11 protein-coding genes are annotated in these 16,734 nt (G+C 47.5%); 6 read left to right on the top strand and 5 right to left on the bottom strand.

Going from position 1 to position 16,734, the window contains the following annotated elements:
* Nucleotide 1: 1 nt before the first annotated feature.
* Together LC084_RS07670 and treA are read right to left on the bottom strand one after the other, a co-directional pair.
* Complete coding sequence (locus LC084_RS07670; RefSeq protein ID WP_226570588.1) at nt 2-733, bottom strand: flagellar brake protein; 732 nt, start codon at nt 731-733, stop codon at nt 2-4.
* A gap of 215 nt (nt 734-948) precedes the next feature.
* Nucleotides 949-2,718 (bottom strand): alpha,alpha-trehalase TreA, encoded by a 1,770-nt coding sequence (gene treA, locus LC084_RS07665; protein ID WP_226570587.1) that lies wholly within the window; start codon nt 2,716-2,718, stop codon nt 949-951.
* Between the two features lie 272 nt (nt 2,719-2,990).
* Here treA and dbpA point away from each other — a divergent pair, with 272 nt between their 5' ends.
* Entirely contained in the window at nt 2,991-4,364 is a 1,374-nt protein-coding gene (gene dbpA, locus LC084_RS07660; protein ID WP_226570586.1) for an ATP-dependent RNA helicase DbpA, read from the top strand.
* A 295-nt stretch (nt 4,365-4,659) separates the two neighbouring features.
* Here dbpA and LC084_RS07655 read toward each other — a convergent pair whose 3' ends face one another.
* From LC084_RS07655 to LC084_RS07645, 3 genes are read right to left on the bottom strand one after another with little or no spacing between them, the layout of a single operon-like run.
* Entirely contained in the window at nt 4,660-5,622 is a 963-nt protein-coding gene (locus tag LC084_RS07655; RefSeq protein WP_226570585.1) for an acyltransferase, read from the bottom strand.
* Complete coding sequence (locus LC084_RS07650) at nt 5,619-8,681, bottom strand: efflux RND transporter permease subunit (protein WP_226570584.1); 3,063 nt, start codon at nt 8,679-8,681, stop codon at nt 5,619-5,621. Before LC084_RS07650 ends, LC084_RS07655 begins: the two co-directional genes overlap by 4 nt.
* Nucleotides 8,681-9,766, bottom strand: a complete 1,086-nt coding sequence (locus LC084_RS07645) for an efflux RND transporter periplasmic adaptor subunit (protein WP_226570583.1) — start codon at nt 9,764-9,766, stop codon at nt 8,681-8,683. The genes LC084_RS07650 and LC084_RS07645 overlap by 1 nt, the downstream gene beginning before the upstream one ends.
* Before the next feature lie 566 nt (nt 9,767-10,332).
* Between LC084_RS07645 and LC084_RS07640 the strand changes: the two genes are divergently transcribed.
* The 5 genes from LC084_RS07640 to LC084_RS07620 all read left to right on the top strand — a co-directional run bounded on the left by LC084_RS07640 (nt 10,333) and on the right by LC084_RS07620 (nt 16,698).
* Nucleotides 10,333-10,764 (top strand): universal stress protein, encoded by a 432-nt coding sequence (locus LC084_RS07640; protein ID WP_226570582.1) that lies wholly within the window; start codon nt 10,333-10,335, stop codon nt 10,762-10,764.
* Between the two features lie 57 nt (nt 10,765-10,821).
* Entirely contained in the window at nt 10,822-13,509 is a 2,688-nt protein-coding gene (locus LC084_RS07635) for a cation-transporting P-type ATPase (RefSeq protein ID WP_226570581.1), read from the top strand.
* A gap of 283 nt (nt 13,510-13,792) precedes the next feature.
* The gene (locus tag LC084_RS07630; RefSeq protein WP_226571168.1) at nt 13,793-14,275 is read left to right on the top strand and encodes a hypothetical protein; all 483 of its coding nucleotides are present in this window, start codon (nt 13,793-13,795) and stop codon (nt 14,273-14,275) included.
* A gap of 154 nt (nt 14,276-14,429) precedes the next feature.
* The gene (locus tag LC084_RS07625; protein WP_264193415.1) at nt 14,430-15,878 is read left to right on the top strand and encodes an alpha/beta hydrolase; all 1,449 of its coding nucleotides are present in this window, start codon (nt 14,430-14,432) and stop codon (nt 15,876-15,878) included.
* A 289-nt stretch (nt 15,879-16,167) separates the two neighbouring features.
* Entirely contained in the window at nt 16,168-16,698 is a 531-nt protein-coding gene (locus LC084_RS07620; protein WP_264193414.1) for a sodium:solute symporter family transporter, read from the top strand.
* The last annotated feature ends 36 nt before the right edge of the window (nt 16,699-16,734 follow it).

Below are 16,734 nucleotides of genomic sequence, written 5' to 3'. Positions count from 1 at the left end.
CTTATTTGACGCGGTCAGCCTTTTGCCGGGCTGCCCGCTCAAGCTCGTATATCACTTTTTGCAAATCTCGTTCCTGAGCAGGCCCCAGATTCAGAAAGCGGAAGCTCAAACGCGGCATTGTCACGGTTTCATTTTTATTGTCGATAATTTTTCGCTCTGACAACGACAGCAGTTGAGTATCAAACTTAAAAATCCCCCATTCCTGCATATCGATTTCGACCTGTGGGATCATCATGCCGGCTGTAACGGTATCAGGTAAATTTTGGCGTAATAAAATGCCCATGCCCCCAAGGGAAATATCCTGAATCACACCGGAGAGTTTATCTTCACCTGGTAGTGAAAAATTGCAGAAATAAGGTGGGTGAGCGGGGGGCGTAATACGAAAGAATTCACGGCGTTGTACATACCAAAGGCTATCGGGCAATGGGCTGGTGAACGCAGGCAGCTCCTGGTAAGTTTCATCAACCATTCCATTAAGCGTAAATTCGACTTTGGCACCTTGTGTTTCTGCGGTAACCGTGACAGAAGTGGCTTTTAATACTTCCTGGTTTTCCCGGTCCTGACTACCATAATCAATAACCAGCCCACCCGTATCTACGGACAGCATACGGCTAATAAATTGCCCCTTAGACCAGGACACGCACACAGGTGCCTGGGATTTAACCAAATCCTTAAGTACACCAAGAACAGCAAGCTGCCCTTGTTTTAAAAATTGTTCACTATAATTGCCCACCGGTAATTCCTTGTAGTTACACCTGACAGATGTTTTTTTGTTATCGGCGTGGTTGCCAGAAACTTAAGGCAAACTTACGCATAGCTGTGAGTATTCATCAGTATTAATGGAAATAAGCAAAGTTGCCACTTCCAGTGTAAAGGCTGCTGGAGTGTGAAGATGGGAGCTATAAGTGAAGAAAGTACAGGCCCGCCTGGGCCTGTAGCGGTGAAAAATTACTTGCTGTTTGCCACGTTACTCACCGTATCTGGTTGGGGCGTTACGACGTTTGCTGGAGTGGCAACAGTTGTGCTGGCAGGTGTAGCGCCCATATCAGAGCCCGCTACAGTGGAGCGAGTCTCTGGTACATCATTGCACGGTGATTTTTTACCGCACAACAAGTCCAGCATTTTTAGCGTGACGCCATTGGTCCAACCAAAACCATCCTGGAGTGGATATTCACCGCCTCCACCGCCAACCCCTGTAGTGGTGACATCATATTTCTCCAGTAATTTGTGTTCACGGTTGTAGGTATGTTGAACATTAGTCAGAAAACGCCAGGTTATTTCCATTGCAAGGCTGGGCTGGTTATAGTTTTTCAGCCCTTCGACGGCTACCCATTGCAACGGTGCCCAACCGTTTGGCAGGTCCCACTGCTGGCCACTGCGCACAAGTGTTGTAGCAATGCCGCCAGATTTCAGTAGTTTTTCCTCAGTGACTTTAGCCATTTTTTGGGCACGGTCTGTAGCAGCTGCTTTAACATACAATGGAAAAAGTGCGGCTGCCGTTAGTTGATTACGCACTTTATGGGTTTGCAAATCGTAGTCGGCATACCAACCTTCTTTGTTATTCCACATATGTGATTCAATAGCTTGCTGGCGTTTCTCAGCAAGACTGTCATAGCGGCTGGCCTCTGTGTTGTCGCCAGCGGCTTTACTGGCCCGGAACAGTATTTTCTCCATCTGGTACATCATGGCATTAAGGTCAACCGGAACAATACTGGTTGTACGGATGGAGCCTAACTGTTCTGGATCATCCATCCAGCGGGAACTGAAATCCCAGCCAGATTCCGCACCGGCGCGTAAATCCCGATAAATATCAGTAGCAGGACGCGAAGGGTAATGTTTCGCGGTTGTCACGTCATCCAGCCAGGATTCCGGGCGAGGTGTATCTTCGTCATCCCAGTAGCGGTTAAGAACCGCGCCATCAGCAAGTTTGACCACGCGGCGGTGTGCTTCGCCTGGTGCCAGTTGATTGCTACCTGCCATCCAGTATGCATATTCTTTTTTCATTTCTGGCAACCACTTAACCAGGGCTTCATCGCCATCATGGCTCGCCAGTAATGAAACCATCAATGGAAAGAACGGCGGTTGGGAACGACTGAGATAGTAGGTTCTGTTGCCATTAGGAATATGCCCCCACTTGTCTATCTCAGAGGCGAAGTTTTCTACCATATCGCGGATTTTGTCCCAGTGGCCACTTTCAGCGAGCCCCAGCATAGTGAAATAACTGTCCCAGTAATAAACTTCCCGGAACCGGCCACCAGGCACGACATAAGGTTTGGGAAGCGGTAGTAATGAATCCCGTTCATCGACATTATCGGTGCTGCGCGTCAGTACAGGCCACAGGCTGTCGATATGTTCACGTAGCGACTGTCCGCTCGGTGGAACATACTTTTCACTCTCATGGGGCATAACGAAGTTAAGCGCAACAAAGTGGCGTAAATCAAACCCGGACTGATGCTGTTGCATGCGGTAATCCGCAAGGATCATCAGCGGGTCGCCTTTAGCAATTGCATCAGTAAAGGTTTTTTGATCCGCAAACAGTTTGGAACGCTGGACCTCAGTAAACAGTGGCCCAAGTGTTTGATCGGGTGTTTGTGGGTAATTATTCAGCCCTTCTTCAGCCAGTGCTGGGGCGGGGCTTAAACCAAGTATTGCGCCACTAAGGGCAACTTGGATGGCAAGAAAAAGTGTTCGTGGGCGACGCAGAACGGACTTCATCATCAACCGGTCTCCTCCTGGTTATTGCCATCAACTGTGTTCAAACATATGAAAAACCTTAATTGATTATAAAAGAGAACAGGCAGTTATCAGGGTAAAAAAGGAAATTTCCGGAAAATTTACCTTTGATGCATTTCGTTACAGCATCCATTCATTAAAAAGTTTGTGTTAAGTACCTGAAAGGCTCACTCGCGCCTGAGTAAATAATTCGCCATGCAATTCAGTCGAGGGATGGTATTATTGCCGCCCACTGGCTTTTATCCGGAATTATCACTGTGACCTCATTTGCTGAACTTAACGCACTGTCTCCTGAACAACTCGCGACACTTGAAACCCTCGGCTACCTGGCTATGACGCCAGTTCAGGCTGCGGCATTACCCGCCATTCTTGGTGGAAAAGATGTTCGCGCCCAGGCGAAAACGGGGAGTGGTAAAACAGCAGCATTTGGACTTGGCCTGTTACAGCATATTGATTCAACTCACTTTAATACCCAGGCTCTGGTGCTATGCCCAACGCGCGAATTAGCCGACCAGGTTGCGGGTGAATTACGTCGACTGGCTCGCGGTATGCCGAATATTAAGGTTCTGACACTCTGCGGGGGTGTGCCATTTAACGCACAACGTGATTCGCTGACTCATGCGCCACATATTATTGTGGCGACGCCTGGCCGGTTGCTTGATCACCTTAACAAGCAAACCGTGAACCTGGAAGGTTTGCGCACACTGGTACTGGATGAAGCCGACCGCATGTTGGATATGGGGTTTGCAGATGCCATTGATGAAGTGGTTGCATTTGCACCCGCACAGCGGCAAACCCTGTTGTTTTCTGCCACCTGGCCTGCGGCTATTACGGCCATCAGCCAACGTTATCAGCATGAACCACTGGCGATTGAAATTGACACAGCAGAAGCGTTACCGGCGGTACAACAGCAGTTTTATGAAGTTCCCCGGCACCAAAAAATTGCTGTGTTACAGGCGTTATTGAGCCGTGAACAACCAGCCTCTTGTGTGGTGTTTTGTAATACCAAAAAAGATTGCCAGTCTGTTTGTGATGCGCTGACTGCCAGTAATCAGAGCGTGTTGGCTTTGCATGGTGACATGGAGCAGCGCGACAGGGATCAGACACTGGTACGTTTTGCCAATGGCAGTAGCCGTGTGCTGGTGGCAACCGACGTTGCTGCTCGTGGGCTTGATATTAAAGCGCTGGCAATGGTCGTGAATTTCGAATTGGCCTGGGACCCGGAAGTTCATGTTCACCGTATTGGGCGAACCGCGCGTGCCGGTGAAAGTGGCGTAGCGGTGAGTCTGTGCGCGCCTGAAGAGGCCACTCGCGCAAATGTGCTGGAAGAAATGCTCCACATGAAACTGGACTGGAGCCCGGCACCTGCTACTGGCAGGGTTCTGCCACTTGAAGCGGAAATGGCAACCCTGGCTATTGATGGCGGTAAAAAAGCTAAAATGCGCCCCGGTGATATTCTGGGTGCATTAACCGGTGATATTGGGCTGGATGGCGCTGATATCGGCAAAATTGCCATTCACCCCATGCATGCTTACGTAGCGGTGAAACAGTCGGTTGCCCGTCACGCCTGGAAGCAATTGCAGCAAGGTAAAATCAAAGGGAAATCCGTTAAGGTGCGCTTGCTGAAATAGGTAATCTTTGATTTACCCTGAGCAAACGTTGTGTTTTTTGCGGTCTATAGCCGCCGTTTGGGCCATATTTTGGGCCACATAGTTACAAACAAAATAACTCCACGTGCTGGCGTGGAGTTATTAAAAGTGTATACAGTTTGGTCGTCAACAGGGCGATGAAAAGGTTTCCTGGTTATCCCGCCGTGCTATTTCTGGTTCATACGCGCTTTCACAAAAATGGTTTACTGCCTGGTCAGGCGTACCAGGCAGAGTTATAGCAATACGGTAATGGTTCAACCACGCAACGTCCATGTAATTAAATTGTGATCACTTTCTTCAGCACAGAATTTGACAGTATCAACATAGAGATCAGCACCGAGGTGATAAACGTCAGTACGATCAGCATTAATTTGGTTCCCAATGACGTAATCGGTATCAACGTGGTGAGCAGGTGAAATACAGAGTAGTGAAGAATATATACGCCGGTCATCGTTTTGCTGATGGTGGCGAGGATAGTCTCTTTTAACTCACAGTTCTTACGAAACTGAACGCCGTTAGCCGCAATAACCAGAGCTACTACCAGAATATAAATCTGTGAGCCAGTAAGAATGAATGCATTTCTGTCTGCTTTAAACAGAGCAAAAAAGAAATAGCGTTCATAAAACCAGGTGAAAAGATAAATAAAGGGTATGGCGAACATTGCGCCTTTGACTACTTTTTCATGTGTCAGCCACTTGGTCACCAGCGGGTCACTAAACATCTGCCCCGTCAAATAAAATAGCAGCCATGTCCATAGACGGTACTGTGGTGGCAGGCTTAGTGCATGAATATCAGGGCGTAGTGCTGACAGCAGATCGTACCCATACGAGAGCAGTAGTGTAATAATCACGCTAACAAATAGCATGCGTCTGTGACTGAGCCATTCAATAACCGGATGGAGGGTGTAAATAACGATAAATGCAAACACAAACCAGGGTTGGATAAGATAGCCGCGTTGGTAGGGCGCCCAGAGGTAGTAAACCGTCATCCAGAATAGAAAGACAATTATTATGCTTTTGATTTTGTTCATTTGCCATTGAGAATCATGGCGCGATTGTGAGTCCAGGTAGCCTGCCACGACAAAAAAAAGCGGTGTCGCAATAGTTGAAATAAACGTTAAGAAACCGAGTATCCAGTGATAACCGTAGTCATAGTTATCTACCGTATTATAAATGGTAAAGAAAGTGACTGCGGTCATGCATCCCAGTGTTTTAATAATATTCAGTCCGGTACTGTTCATGGCTGTGGCTTCATATCCTTTTTATGGAAACAGGCATAAATGACTGGCAGAACCAGCAGTGTCAGGACTGTCGCAAAACCAAGGCCAAACATAATGACAACCGCCATACTTTGGAAGAAGACATCAAGTAATAACGGAGCCAGGCCGAGTACAGTGGTAAATGCGGTTAGCAGGATAGGGCGCAGACGGGACGTGGCAGCATAAACAATCGCTTCCTGCTGCTGTTTTTCCTGCTTCTGTTGCTCAATCTCTTCAACCAGCACAATACCGTTACGAATGAGCATACCACTCAGGCTGAGTAAACCGATTAACGCCATAAAGCCAAAAGGTATCCCGGTTATCAAAAATCCTGGAGTGACACCAATCAATGCCAATGGAACTGTCAGCCAAATGGCAATCGCGTTTTTCATGGAACTGAACATCAGCACGGTGATAACAAACATAACCAGAAAACCCAATGGTAGGGTCGTAAACAGCCCTTGTTGTGCTTCGCTGGAGTTCTCTGCATCTCCCCCCCATTCGATACTGTAGCCGTGCGGAAGAGATAGCGCATCAATTTGCGGTTTCACCCGAGCAAGTATATCCCCGGACGTTTGGTCTGTCAGTGGATCGGGGCCGGTCTGTACTGTTAGCACGCGGCTACGGTCACGGCGGAGAATTAGCGGGTCTTCCCATTCGAGTTTAAAACCACTAACAACGTTACTGAGCGGAATATATTGTTGTTGACTTTGGCTCCAGACCAGCACGTTATTCAGGTGATTAGCATCCTGGCGCTCTGCATCTGGCGGGCGGACTATCACTGGCAACAAATCCGCTCCTTCGCGGTACAAACCTACACGGCTTCCGGAGAAATTCATTTGTAACGCGTTGTCGATATCCTGTTTATCCACCCCAAGCTCACGACCCAAAGTGGGAGAATACTGCGGGCGAAGGACTTTACTGCGGTTTTGCCAGTCATTGCGCACACTGTCCGTTGCTGGGTCAGCAGAAAGAATCGTGCTCACCTGGCTGGCTATCTGGCGCAGCCTGTCTGGATCCGGACCTTTTATCCTCACCTCTATTGGACTGTCGCCGGATGGACCAAACATGACACGCTTAGTGCTGGCATTAACTTGTGGATAGTTACGCGCAACATAAGTATCAACATGGCGCATCAGAGCAGCAATATTGCGTTGATTCTCCATCCGCACCATGATTTGCGCATAGTTGCTGTACTGCCGCTGCCCGCTGTAGGTGAGGATAAATCGCATACTGCCCTGACCAATAGTCGCTACGGTGGTCACAACACCTGGCTGGCCGTTAATTGCTGTCTCAATATCACTGGTAATTTTCTCAGTTGTCGCTATATCGGTACCATAGGGAAGCCACAGGTCAACAAAAAAAATGGGCGTGTTTGAAGAAGGGAAAAAGTTTTGCCGAACTGAACCAAACCCCCAGATAGCAGCGGCGAGAAGTGCAGCCATGACGGTCAAAGTAATAGTCTTGCGCATCAGCAATGCAGACAGTATATGCTGATACAAACGATAAAATCGCCCATTGTATGGGTTGGCTGCGGAACTCTCTGCAGGTTGCGACTGTGCTTTAAATAACCACCATTTAATTAATACCGGTGTGATGGTCAGGGCGGAAGCCCAACTAAGCATGAGTGAAATTAATAACACCTGGAACAGTGATTTACAGTACTCCCCTGTAGAGTCCTGAGATAGCCCTATTGGTGCAAAGGCGAGAATTGCAATGACCGTCGCTCCGAGTAGTGGCAAAGCGGAACGCCGGATCACGTAGTTTATCGACATAAAGAGAGTTGACCCCTGCTGGCGGGAAATCAACACCCCTTCGACTATGACAATGGCATTATCAACCAGCATACTGAGTGCAATAATCAGCGCGCCCAGTGAAATACGCTGAAGCTCAATACCGCACAAGTACATGATAAGTAGTGTGCCGAGCACGTTGAGTGCCAGCGACACGGCAATAATGACCCCGCTACGTATACCCATGAAAATAAGTAGTACGCCAACGACAATGGCCAGAGCCATAAAAAAGTTAGTAATAAACCCGTTTACCGAGTGTGCAACTTCTGCAGCCTGGTCGTAAAAAAGGTCGATTTTAATCCCTGCGGGTTTGTCGGCCGACATTTGCTTAAGTTTATTTTCCAGCGCATGGCCAACATCGATCACGTTAACGCCCGGAATAAATGAAACGCCCATTGTGACTGCCTGACGGCCATTAGCATGGTAAATACTGGTTGGAGATTCACTGAGCCCACGTGACACCGTAGCGATATCGCGTAACCGTGTAGCCGACCCGGATCCATGTGGGCTGATGAGCAGATCACTGAGTTCGTTAAGATTCTCAAACTCGCCAAGTGGGTGCAGGCGAATAGACTCGCTACCGGATTTAATCTCACCAGCGTTAGACACCACGTTCAGACGACTGAGGATAGTCGTCAACTGGTTTAGAGTGATGCCACGGGCAGCCATTTTAGTCAGGGATACATCAATGTTGACTTGCTGAGGGATCTCACCACCAATAGCAACTTTGCCTACACCGGGAACAAGTACCAGTTCACGGCGAAGTTGTTCAGCGTAGCGAACCAGTTCTGGGTTGGTAAAATTGTTTCCAGAAATGGCAAAGAAAAAGCCATAAACGTCGCCAAAATCATCATTCACAAAAGGAGAAGCGACGCCAGGAGGGAACTGTCGGGACGCATCGCCAACCCGCCGCCGCAGCTCGTCCCAGATTTGTGGTAGTTCGCTGGAGTGATAGTGTGAAGCAATATTCACGGTGATTTGTGACAGGCCATTAGAAGAAATTGAACTGACATTATCGAGATACGGCAGTTGTTGCAGCGCGTTCTCCAAAGGCAGGGTTACTTCCTCTTCAACCTGTTGTGCGGATGCACCGGGATAATGGGTAACAATAACCGCGGTTTTTATAGTAAATGCCGGGTCTTCCAGGCGGCCAATGTTCAGCAAAGCAAATACTCCACCTATGCTCAGCAATAAAATGGTCAGCCAGACGCGAATCGGATTGTTGATAAACTGGCGAGATATATCCATTACAAACCTCGTTCACGTGTCCAGATTCGAACAGATTGCTGTGCATGCAATTCATTGACTCCTGCTGCTACAACCCGTTCGCCAACACTCAATCCGTCGGTAATGACTACACCCTGAGAGGTAACCTGCCCAACGCTGACTTTTCTGTCTTCTAAATGGAGTTGGTCGCCATGGCCTTTAACCACCCAGACGTGAGGCTCATTGCGTGGGTGATTATCTGGGTTAAATACTGCCTCCACCGGAACCACGACTGCAGATTTCCCATTACTGGTTGGCAAATTTGCCAGGTTGACTGTAACTGTACCGCTTACCCCTCCAACCGATGGAAAGTCAGGTGGCCTTGGCATAGTAAGAATGATTTGCCAGGTGAGTGTGCTGCTGTCGCTACTCCCTGAGTGCTCTTTGTACTCGGCGGTGAACTGCCTGTCAGGCATAGAATTGATTCTTACTACCGGGCGGTATTGTGCATTGCGGATATCCAGAGTGGTAAAGAGATTCTCTGGAATGCTGAACACTACATCGAGCAGATCAGTGCGTGTCAGAGTAACGATTGGTTGGCCTACGGTTACTACCTGATGGTTACGGACCGGCACGCTGGCGGCTATCCCGCTGAATGGAGCTGTCAGTGTCATCTGGGAAAGCTCTTCGCGTGCAATTTTCAGTGCGGCGTTGGCTGAGTCACGGTTTGCCCGTTGGATATCCATTTCCGCTTTTGAAATTGCCTGGCTACCGGCCAGGGTTTGAAAACGGTTGAACTGCCGTTGAGCGAGTGTGGCGGCGGTCTGGCGTTCGTTAACTCGCTGTTGTGCTTCCCGTGAATTAAGTCTGGCAAGGGGTTGCCCCTGAGTAACAGGTGCGCCCTGGCGGATATCAAGGGATTCAATTTGCCCGCTGCGTTTAAAAGATAAAACCGTAGAATCCCCTGATTCAATACGAGCAGGAAAAACCCGTTGTAATGAATCATCCGTAGCAATTACCTCAACGACTTTGACCATCTTTGGGCCAGAGGTGATTTGTGGTGTCTTTTGATCGCAACCTGTTGTTATTAGAATAATAACTGTGATGAGATAAAAATAACGACTCACTGTATTCCCCTCGGCGTTAAAAGTGTTTTTTGTATATTATTCAGAAAGGTATTTTTATTCTGCAAGAGCAGAAACAACTACATAGGTAAATACCCCCACGGCTGAGCAAGTTATTATTGCAATGACAACAAGAAACATCAGTCTGAACAAGCTATAAGCGGGCATTGTTCCTCCTTCTGCATACATAAATGTTTCGTTAAGACTAATCTTTATCAAATAATAATCGAACAGTGTTGAAACATGTGAATGATGCTGATAATGAGCATAGCTGTATAAAAAAACAAATGTAAAAAATAGTTTAATTTGCGTTAAATTCTGATATTTTGGCATTTTAATAGTACTATATGCTGTTTTTTTGATTATCTATGGTATCTATTGGTATATTAATTTGTTGTTTAATCATATTAATCGTGGTGTGCTACGTTTAATGGTATTCATTCGTTGGATGGCGTTTTCTCGAGAATTCCTCTTCTTTGCTATTGCTGTGGCTATTTTCACTACTAATTTAATGGGTAATGAAAGGGCTGTTTTGCCACTAAGTTTCAAGATATAAAAGGAATATTGCTATGTACGAAAATATCCTCGTCCCGGTTGATGTATTCGAAATGGGTCTTTCAGATAAAGCGCTATCTCATGCTCAATTTCTTGCGAAAAGCTCCTCTGGGGCAATTCATTTGTTACATGTGAATCCATATTTTTCCCCGTCACTCACTCGTGGTTTTATTTCTGATGCAAAAAAAATGGAAGAATATCTTATTAATACTTCTAAGGAAAAACTGACCACGCTCATCAAAAAGTGTTCACTGGGGGAGAGTGATGTTCAGATTCACATCCGCAGTGGAAACATTCGAGATGAAGTTATCAAACTGGCAGATGAGCTGAAAGCCAGTGTAATAATTATTGGTTCGCGTAACCCTAATATCCAAACTCACCTTTTGGGGTCGGAGGCGGCAGGTATCGTTCGTTATGCTCATGTTCCGGTTTTTGTGGTGCGTTAAGAGCATAAGGGCAGTCTGTCCCTGTTTTTACTTCCGTTACAGGAGTTAGGAGAAACTATGAACACAGAGAAAAAGGATAACCGGGTCTATCAACTTTCTGTAGACGAGACCCTGACAAGCACCAACAGTACTCCGGATGGTATTAGCAGCACCGAAGCACAAGCACGTTTGCAACAATACGGTGAGAACGCGTTGCCACAAAAAGCGGGAAAGCCTGCATGGTTGCGTTTTCTGGCACATTTTAATGATGTACTCATCTATGTCCTGCTGGCAGCAGCGTTACTCACTGCGGTTATGGGGCACTGGGTGGATACCCTGGTGATTCTTGGCGTAGCGGTAGTTAATGCCTTAATTGGCCATATACAGGAGAGTAACGCAGAGAAATCACTCCAGAGTATTCGCAATATGTTGTCCAGTGAAGCGGTAGTGATTCGCCAGGGGCAACATGAAACGATCCCAACAACAGGCCTGGTTCCTGGCGATATAGTGATAATCCGTGCGGGAGACCGTATTCCTGCCGACCTGCGGGTTATAGAAGCACATAATCTGCGCGTGGAAGAGGCGATTCTGACGGGTGAATCAACGGTAGTGGAGAAAAGTACTGAAGCCCTCACCGGAGAATTGCCACTCGGCGACCGTACCAATTTGCTATTTTCCGGTACTACAGTGAGTTCTGGTGCCGGAAAAGGGCTGGTGGTTGCGACTGGTGGTGATACTGAACTTGGGCACATCAACCAGATGATGTCGGATATTGAAAAACACCGTACCCCGCTCCTGGTGCAAATGGATAAGCTCGGCAAAGCTATTTTTATCATTATCCTGGCAATGATGGCCGTACTGTTTGTCTTCAGCCTGGCGTTCCGCGATATGCCGGTTTCGGAACTAATGTTGTCACTGATTAGTCTGGCTGTGGCTTCGGTACCCGAAGGTTTACCCGCTATCATCTCAATTATTCTCTCGCTAGGTGTACAGACAATGGCACGGCAGAAGGCAATTATTCGTAAACTGCCTACCGTCGAGACACTGGGTGCCATGACAGTTATCTGCTCGGATAAAACCGGGACTCTGACCATGAATGAGATGACGGTCAAAGCGGTTATTACTGCCGATAAAATCTATCGGGTGGAAGGGGACAGCTACGAGCCAACAGGCAATATCCATCCTGTTGATGAGCCTGAGCCCGTTACTGTGGCACCGGGCACATTACTGGAACGTTATCTGCGTACCATAGATTTGTGTAACGACAGCCAGCTTATTAAAGACGAAACCGGATTGTGGAAAATAACTGGCGGACCGACGGAGGGTGCGCTAAAAGTGCTGGCAGCGAAGGTTCCTCTCCAGCCTATAAATACTCAGTTGCTCAGTAAAATTCCCTTTGATTCTCAGTATAAATATATGTCAACGCTGTACCGCATTGGTGATGAAGACACGATTTTTATTACCGGAGCGCCCGATGTGCTATTTCGTATTTGTCAGCATCAGCAGACCGATCATGGACTGGAGCCACTCAATACATCTTACTGGGAAGCAAAAATAGAAGAGTACGCACGGGAAGGACTGCGGATGGTGGCTGCAGCCTGGAAACCCGCGGGCGAAGGCCAAACGGAACTAACCCATCAGGATTTGCAGCAAGGGGTCATTTTGCTGGGGATAGCCGGGATGATGGACCCACCAAGGCCAGAAGCGATCACTGCGATAAGCGACTGCCTGCAGGCGGGGATCCGCGTAAAAATGATCACTGGCGACCATCCGCAAACCGCAATGAGTATCGGCAAGATGTTGGGGATAGGCAATGCGGAAAACGCGATTACCGGGCGAGAGCTTGAGATTATGGACGATATTCAGCTCAGTGAAGCCGCGCAGAAATTTGATATTTTCGCCCGAACCAGCCCGGAGGATAAGTTTCGCCTGGTGCAGGCGTTACAAAGTAAGAACGAAGTTGTTGGTATGACTGGTGATGGAGTCAATGATGCACCGGCACTGAAGCAGGCTGATGTTGGTGTCGCAATGGGAATTAAAGGCACTGAAGTAACCAAAGAAGCTGCTGACATGGTGCTGACCGATGATAATTTCGCCACTATCGCTACTGCTGTAAGGGAAGGGCGTCGGGTTTACGATAACCTGAAAAAAACCATCCTGTTTATTATGCCAACCAACCTTGCTCAAGGGCTGTTAATCATTATCGCATTACTGGCAGGGAGCTTAATTCCTTTGACGCCTGTGCTGATTTTGTGGATGAACATGGCGACTTCGGCCACGCTTTCATTTGGGCTGGCTTTTGAAGCCGGGGAAAAGAATATCATGCGCCGTCCGCCACGTGACCCTAAATTGCATGTGATGGATGGTTTTGCTATTTGGCGGGTTATCTTTGTTGGTTCAATGATTGCCGTCAGCGCCTTTGTTCTGGAGGCCTGGCTACAACCTCGTGGTTATTCTCCTGAACTTATTCGCACAGTGTTACTGCAGACTTTAGTCACCGCTCAGTGGTTCTATATGCTTAACTGCCGAATTTCTGATGGTTTCTCATTGAGTAAAGGACTGTTGGCAAATCGGGGGATCTGGATTGTCACTGGTGTGCTGTTGGTGTTGCAACTGCTGATCATCTATGCGCCATTCATGCAGATGCTGTTTGGTACAGCATCACTGCCGTTCCGCTACTGGGTGATCACCTTTGTTATCGGTTTTGTTATGTTCCTGATTGTGGAAGTCGAGAAGCCTTTAACCAGGAAGTGGCGTACATCCTAGATTCGTTCGTTGAGGCCGCGCAGCAGACTTGCAAGCGTTACATATGGGGCATGTCTGTTCTGTGTGGCTGGCAACAAGCGTTGCTTTATGTGCGCAAGATTGCTCTGGGTAGAGTAACCACTCCGTATTTATAGTGGTGCTGTGACAGTGGGTAAGAAAGACTGCCAAACATAATACGAGTTGCCTTGCGTCATGAACGTCTTCTCCGTGAGGATATATGAAGTACACAATGGCTGAATATACTTATGCTAATAATGTGCCATCATGGTTTTTGTTGTCAGTAATGGCACTATTTCCAGGCTGGTGTAATGCAGGCGAGATAAATCTTTATTCGGTAAATACAGGTTCTTATGTCTATCACTTAACTGGCAACCACGGGCAATATACCGAAAATTTTGAGAATAATTTTTTTTCTGGTGAACGTAAATTCTCTGCGGATTCGAAGTACAGTTTGCTGATTGGCACCATGAAAAACAGTTTTGATGACCGATGTCTGGCGATTGGTGTAAGACGCGTCTGGAAAGATTTTGATAACGGATGGGTATTTAACGGTATCTATGGTTATACCGGTGAATTCTTTTTTCATGCTTTCAGAGACTGCGGAGACCATGGTTCATACCATGATTTCAAAAAGGCAACAGGCATTGGTTTTTCACCATACATATTTCACGGGTTTCAATATAATTTCACATCTTACTTTGGTCTTGAAACCGGAATCATAATTCCATCGGTTTTTGTTGTAACTGCCCACTGGAGTTTCAGATAATCATTACCATTAGAACAGCGATACTGATGCAGAAAAGGGAATTACCGACAATGTGTGTCGCCATAAGGCGCGGGCAAGTACAACAGCGCCATGTCAGCGGTATTAGCCATATTGACCTGTATTTCTGGCTGATGACCAGGAGAGCAATATTATCATGCTGAGAAGTACGCGAATATGGTTAAAACGTGCATTGATTGTGGGAGTACTGGTGCTGGTAGCACTGCTGATATTGCGTATTGCCATAACTGAACGTGGCCCTGAATTACAGCTTTGGCACAAATGGGTTCCGACAGAACTGAGCAAAAGTCAGATGGACCGAAGTGACTGGGCTGATTATCTGCAAAATGAACAGGCAATATTTGTGGATATGAAACGTAATGTTACTGATAAAGTGGTGGATGTGCCGGAAACACTCAATCGCTACTCACAGAACAGCCGGGTGTACCCGGAACATTTCGTGACCGACTGGAACCGCTCATACGAATTGTTGCCCAAAGGCATCCCTCGCGGTGCTGTGGTTTTGCTGCATGGATTGACTGATTCCCCTTATAGCTTGCGCCATTTCGCCATCGATTATCAGCAAAAAGGATATGTTGTGGTTGCCATTCGTCTGCCCGGACATGGTACGGTGCCCGCGGCATTGACCCGTGTAACATGGGAGGACTGGATGGCTGCCACCCGGCTGGCAGTTCGTGAGGCCAGGAAGCGTATCCCGGCTGGGGCTCCGCTACAGATAATGGGGTTCTCGAACGGTGGCGCACTGGCAATGAAATATACACTGGATGCGCTTGAAAACCCGTCATTGGCAGTACCCAACCACGTGATTCTCATTTCACCCATGATAGGTGTCAGCAGCTATGCACGTTATGCCGGGCTGGCGGGGCTACCCGCTTTGCTTCCGGCATTTGCGAGGTCGGCATGGCTCAGCATTCTCCCTGAATTTAATCCGTTTAAGTACAATTCATTCCCGGTAAGAGCCGCCCGCCAGTCATGGCTGTTAACCAGCGCATTACAAACGCAGTTACAACGCGACTGGGAAAACAAGCGGCTGGAGAAATTACCACCGATTTTGACTTTCCAGTCAGTGGCTGATGCAACGGTGAGTACGCCAGCCGTTATCCGTGCATTGTACAACCTGCTGCCTGATAACGGCAGTGAACTGGTGTTGTTTGACGTGAATCAGTCAGTACAGTTTGCACCACTTATGCGCAGCAGCATCCGTCATGCAGCTGAGCACTTGTTACCCCCCGCACCACGAAACTATACAACAACTCTGGTGACCAATGCGTCACCGCAAAGTAATGCTGCAGTGGCAGAAACTACGGCCGCAAAAACGACTATCGTCATTCGCGAGCCGCTGGGTATTAACTACCCACCCGATGTTTATTCTTTGTCCCATGTGGCGTTGCCATTTCCCCCTGGTGATTCCTTATATGGGCGTTCACCTGAGTCGCCAAATGAGTTCGGTATTAGTTTAGGAACACTTACTCCACGTGGGGAGAGAGCGGTACTGATGATAGTCAGTCTGGATATGATTATGCGACAGTCCTCTAATCCTTTCTGGCCCTGGATGCTGCAACGAGTTAATCAGACGCTGAATTAGTTGTCTCGCTATCGGCCCAATGAGCAATACAAAAGGTGGGAGAAAGGTGCATTCGAATAAATACCTTACCGATATTATTCAATAATTAGTGATTATTGTGTGATTGGTTTTTATATTCACGCGAGTTATGAAGGTAGGGGGGAATGATTGGGGCTGCCAGTTGGTATAAATAATGTAGTGCTGAATATCATTTTTATACGTTTGCGCTTATTTATGATAACGCCAATTTCAATAATTCATTGCACCATAAAGGCACTAGTGTCGCACTATATTGATGCATGGTGCACCATTGTTCGGCTTTCTTTCTGCAGTAGCATTCTCAACCATTCTTGCGGTTGTTGCAGGGCTAACGCTTTCCGGCGCGTCGGCTATCAGCCATGACATTTATGGCTGTTTGAGCGCACAGAAGCCTGGTAATGAAAAGAATGAAATGAAGCTAATGAAATGGGCGGTAGTTTTCTTGGGTGGGCTGGCTGTAATGCTTGGTATCGCTTTTAAAGGGCAAAATATTGCTTACATGATTAGCCTGGCATTCTCCATCTCATGTTCATCCACATTTCCGGTGTTATTACTTGCTATTTACTGGCGGCGCTTAACTTCTCGCGGAGCAGTGTGGGGTGGTTCTGCTGGCCTGTTATTTTCACTGATTCTGACTGTGCCCGGCCCCTCTGTTTGGGTCAAAATGCTGGGCCATACTGCGCCAATATTTGCTATCGACCCACCTGCAATTATCACCGTTCCCCTGGCATTTGTAGTTTGTATTGTGGCTTCTTTGCTGGAGCGCGAACCCGCCCTTCAGCCAATGACAAAAATTAGCTGAATTTTTTGCCCGGTCTTTGCTGACACAGTGCTGCGT

Source organism: Mangrovibacter yixingensis (genome assembly GCF_020523985.1).
Classification (GTDB): Bacteria; Pseudomonadota; Gammaproteobacteria; order Enterobacterales; family Enterobacteriaceae; genus Mangrovibacter; species Mangrovibacter yixingensis.
Note: the sequence above shows the minus strand (reverse complement) of the source record. Positions and strands in the feature narration are given on the sequence as shown.

What these genes read in the sequence shown, in the direction of transcription:
- treA (WP_226570587.1), bottom strand. Translation starts at nt 2,718, where the DNA reads ATGATGAAGTCCGTTCTGCGTCGCCCACGAACACTTTTTCTTGCCATC.
- LC084_RS07650 (WP_226570584.1), bottom strand. Translation starts at nt 8,681, where the DNA reads ATGGATATATCTCGCCAGTTTATCAACAATCCGATTCGCGTCTGGCTG.
- LC084_RS07630 (WP_226571168.1), top strand. Translation starts at nt 13,793, where the DNA reads ATGGCACTATTTCCAGGCTGGTGTAATGCAGGCGAGATAAATCTTTAT.
- LC084_RS07655 (WP_226570585.1), bottom strand. Translation starts at nt 5,622, where the DNA reads ATGAACAGTACCGGACTGAATATTATTAAAACACTGGGATGCATGACC.
- LC084_RS07635 (WP_226570581.1), top strand. Translation starts at nt 10,822, where the DNA reads ATGAACACAGAGAAAAAGGATAACCGGGTCTATCAACTTTCTGTAGAC.
- LC084_RS07640 (WP_226570582.1), top strand. Translation starts at nt 10,333, where the DNA reads ATGTACGAAAATATCCTCGTCCCGGTTGATGTATTCGAAATGGGTCTT.
- LC084_RS07625 (WP_264193415.1), top strand. Translation starts at nt 14,430, where the DNA reads ATGCTGAGAAGTACGCGAATATGGTTAAAACGTGCATTGATTGTGGGA.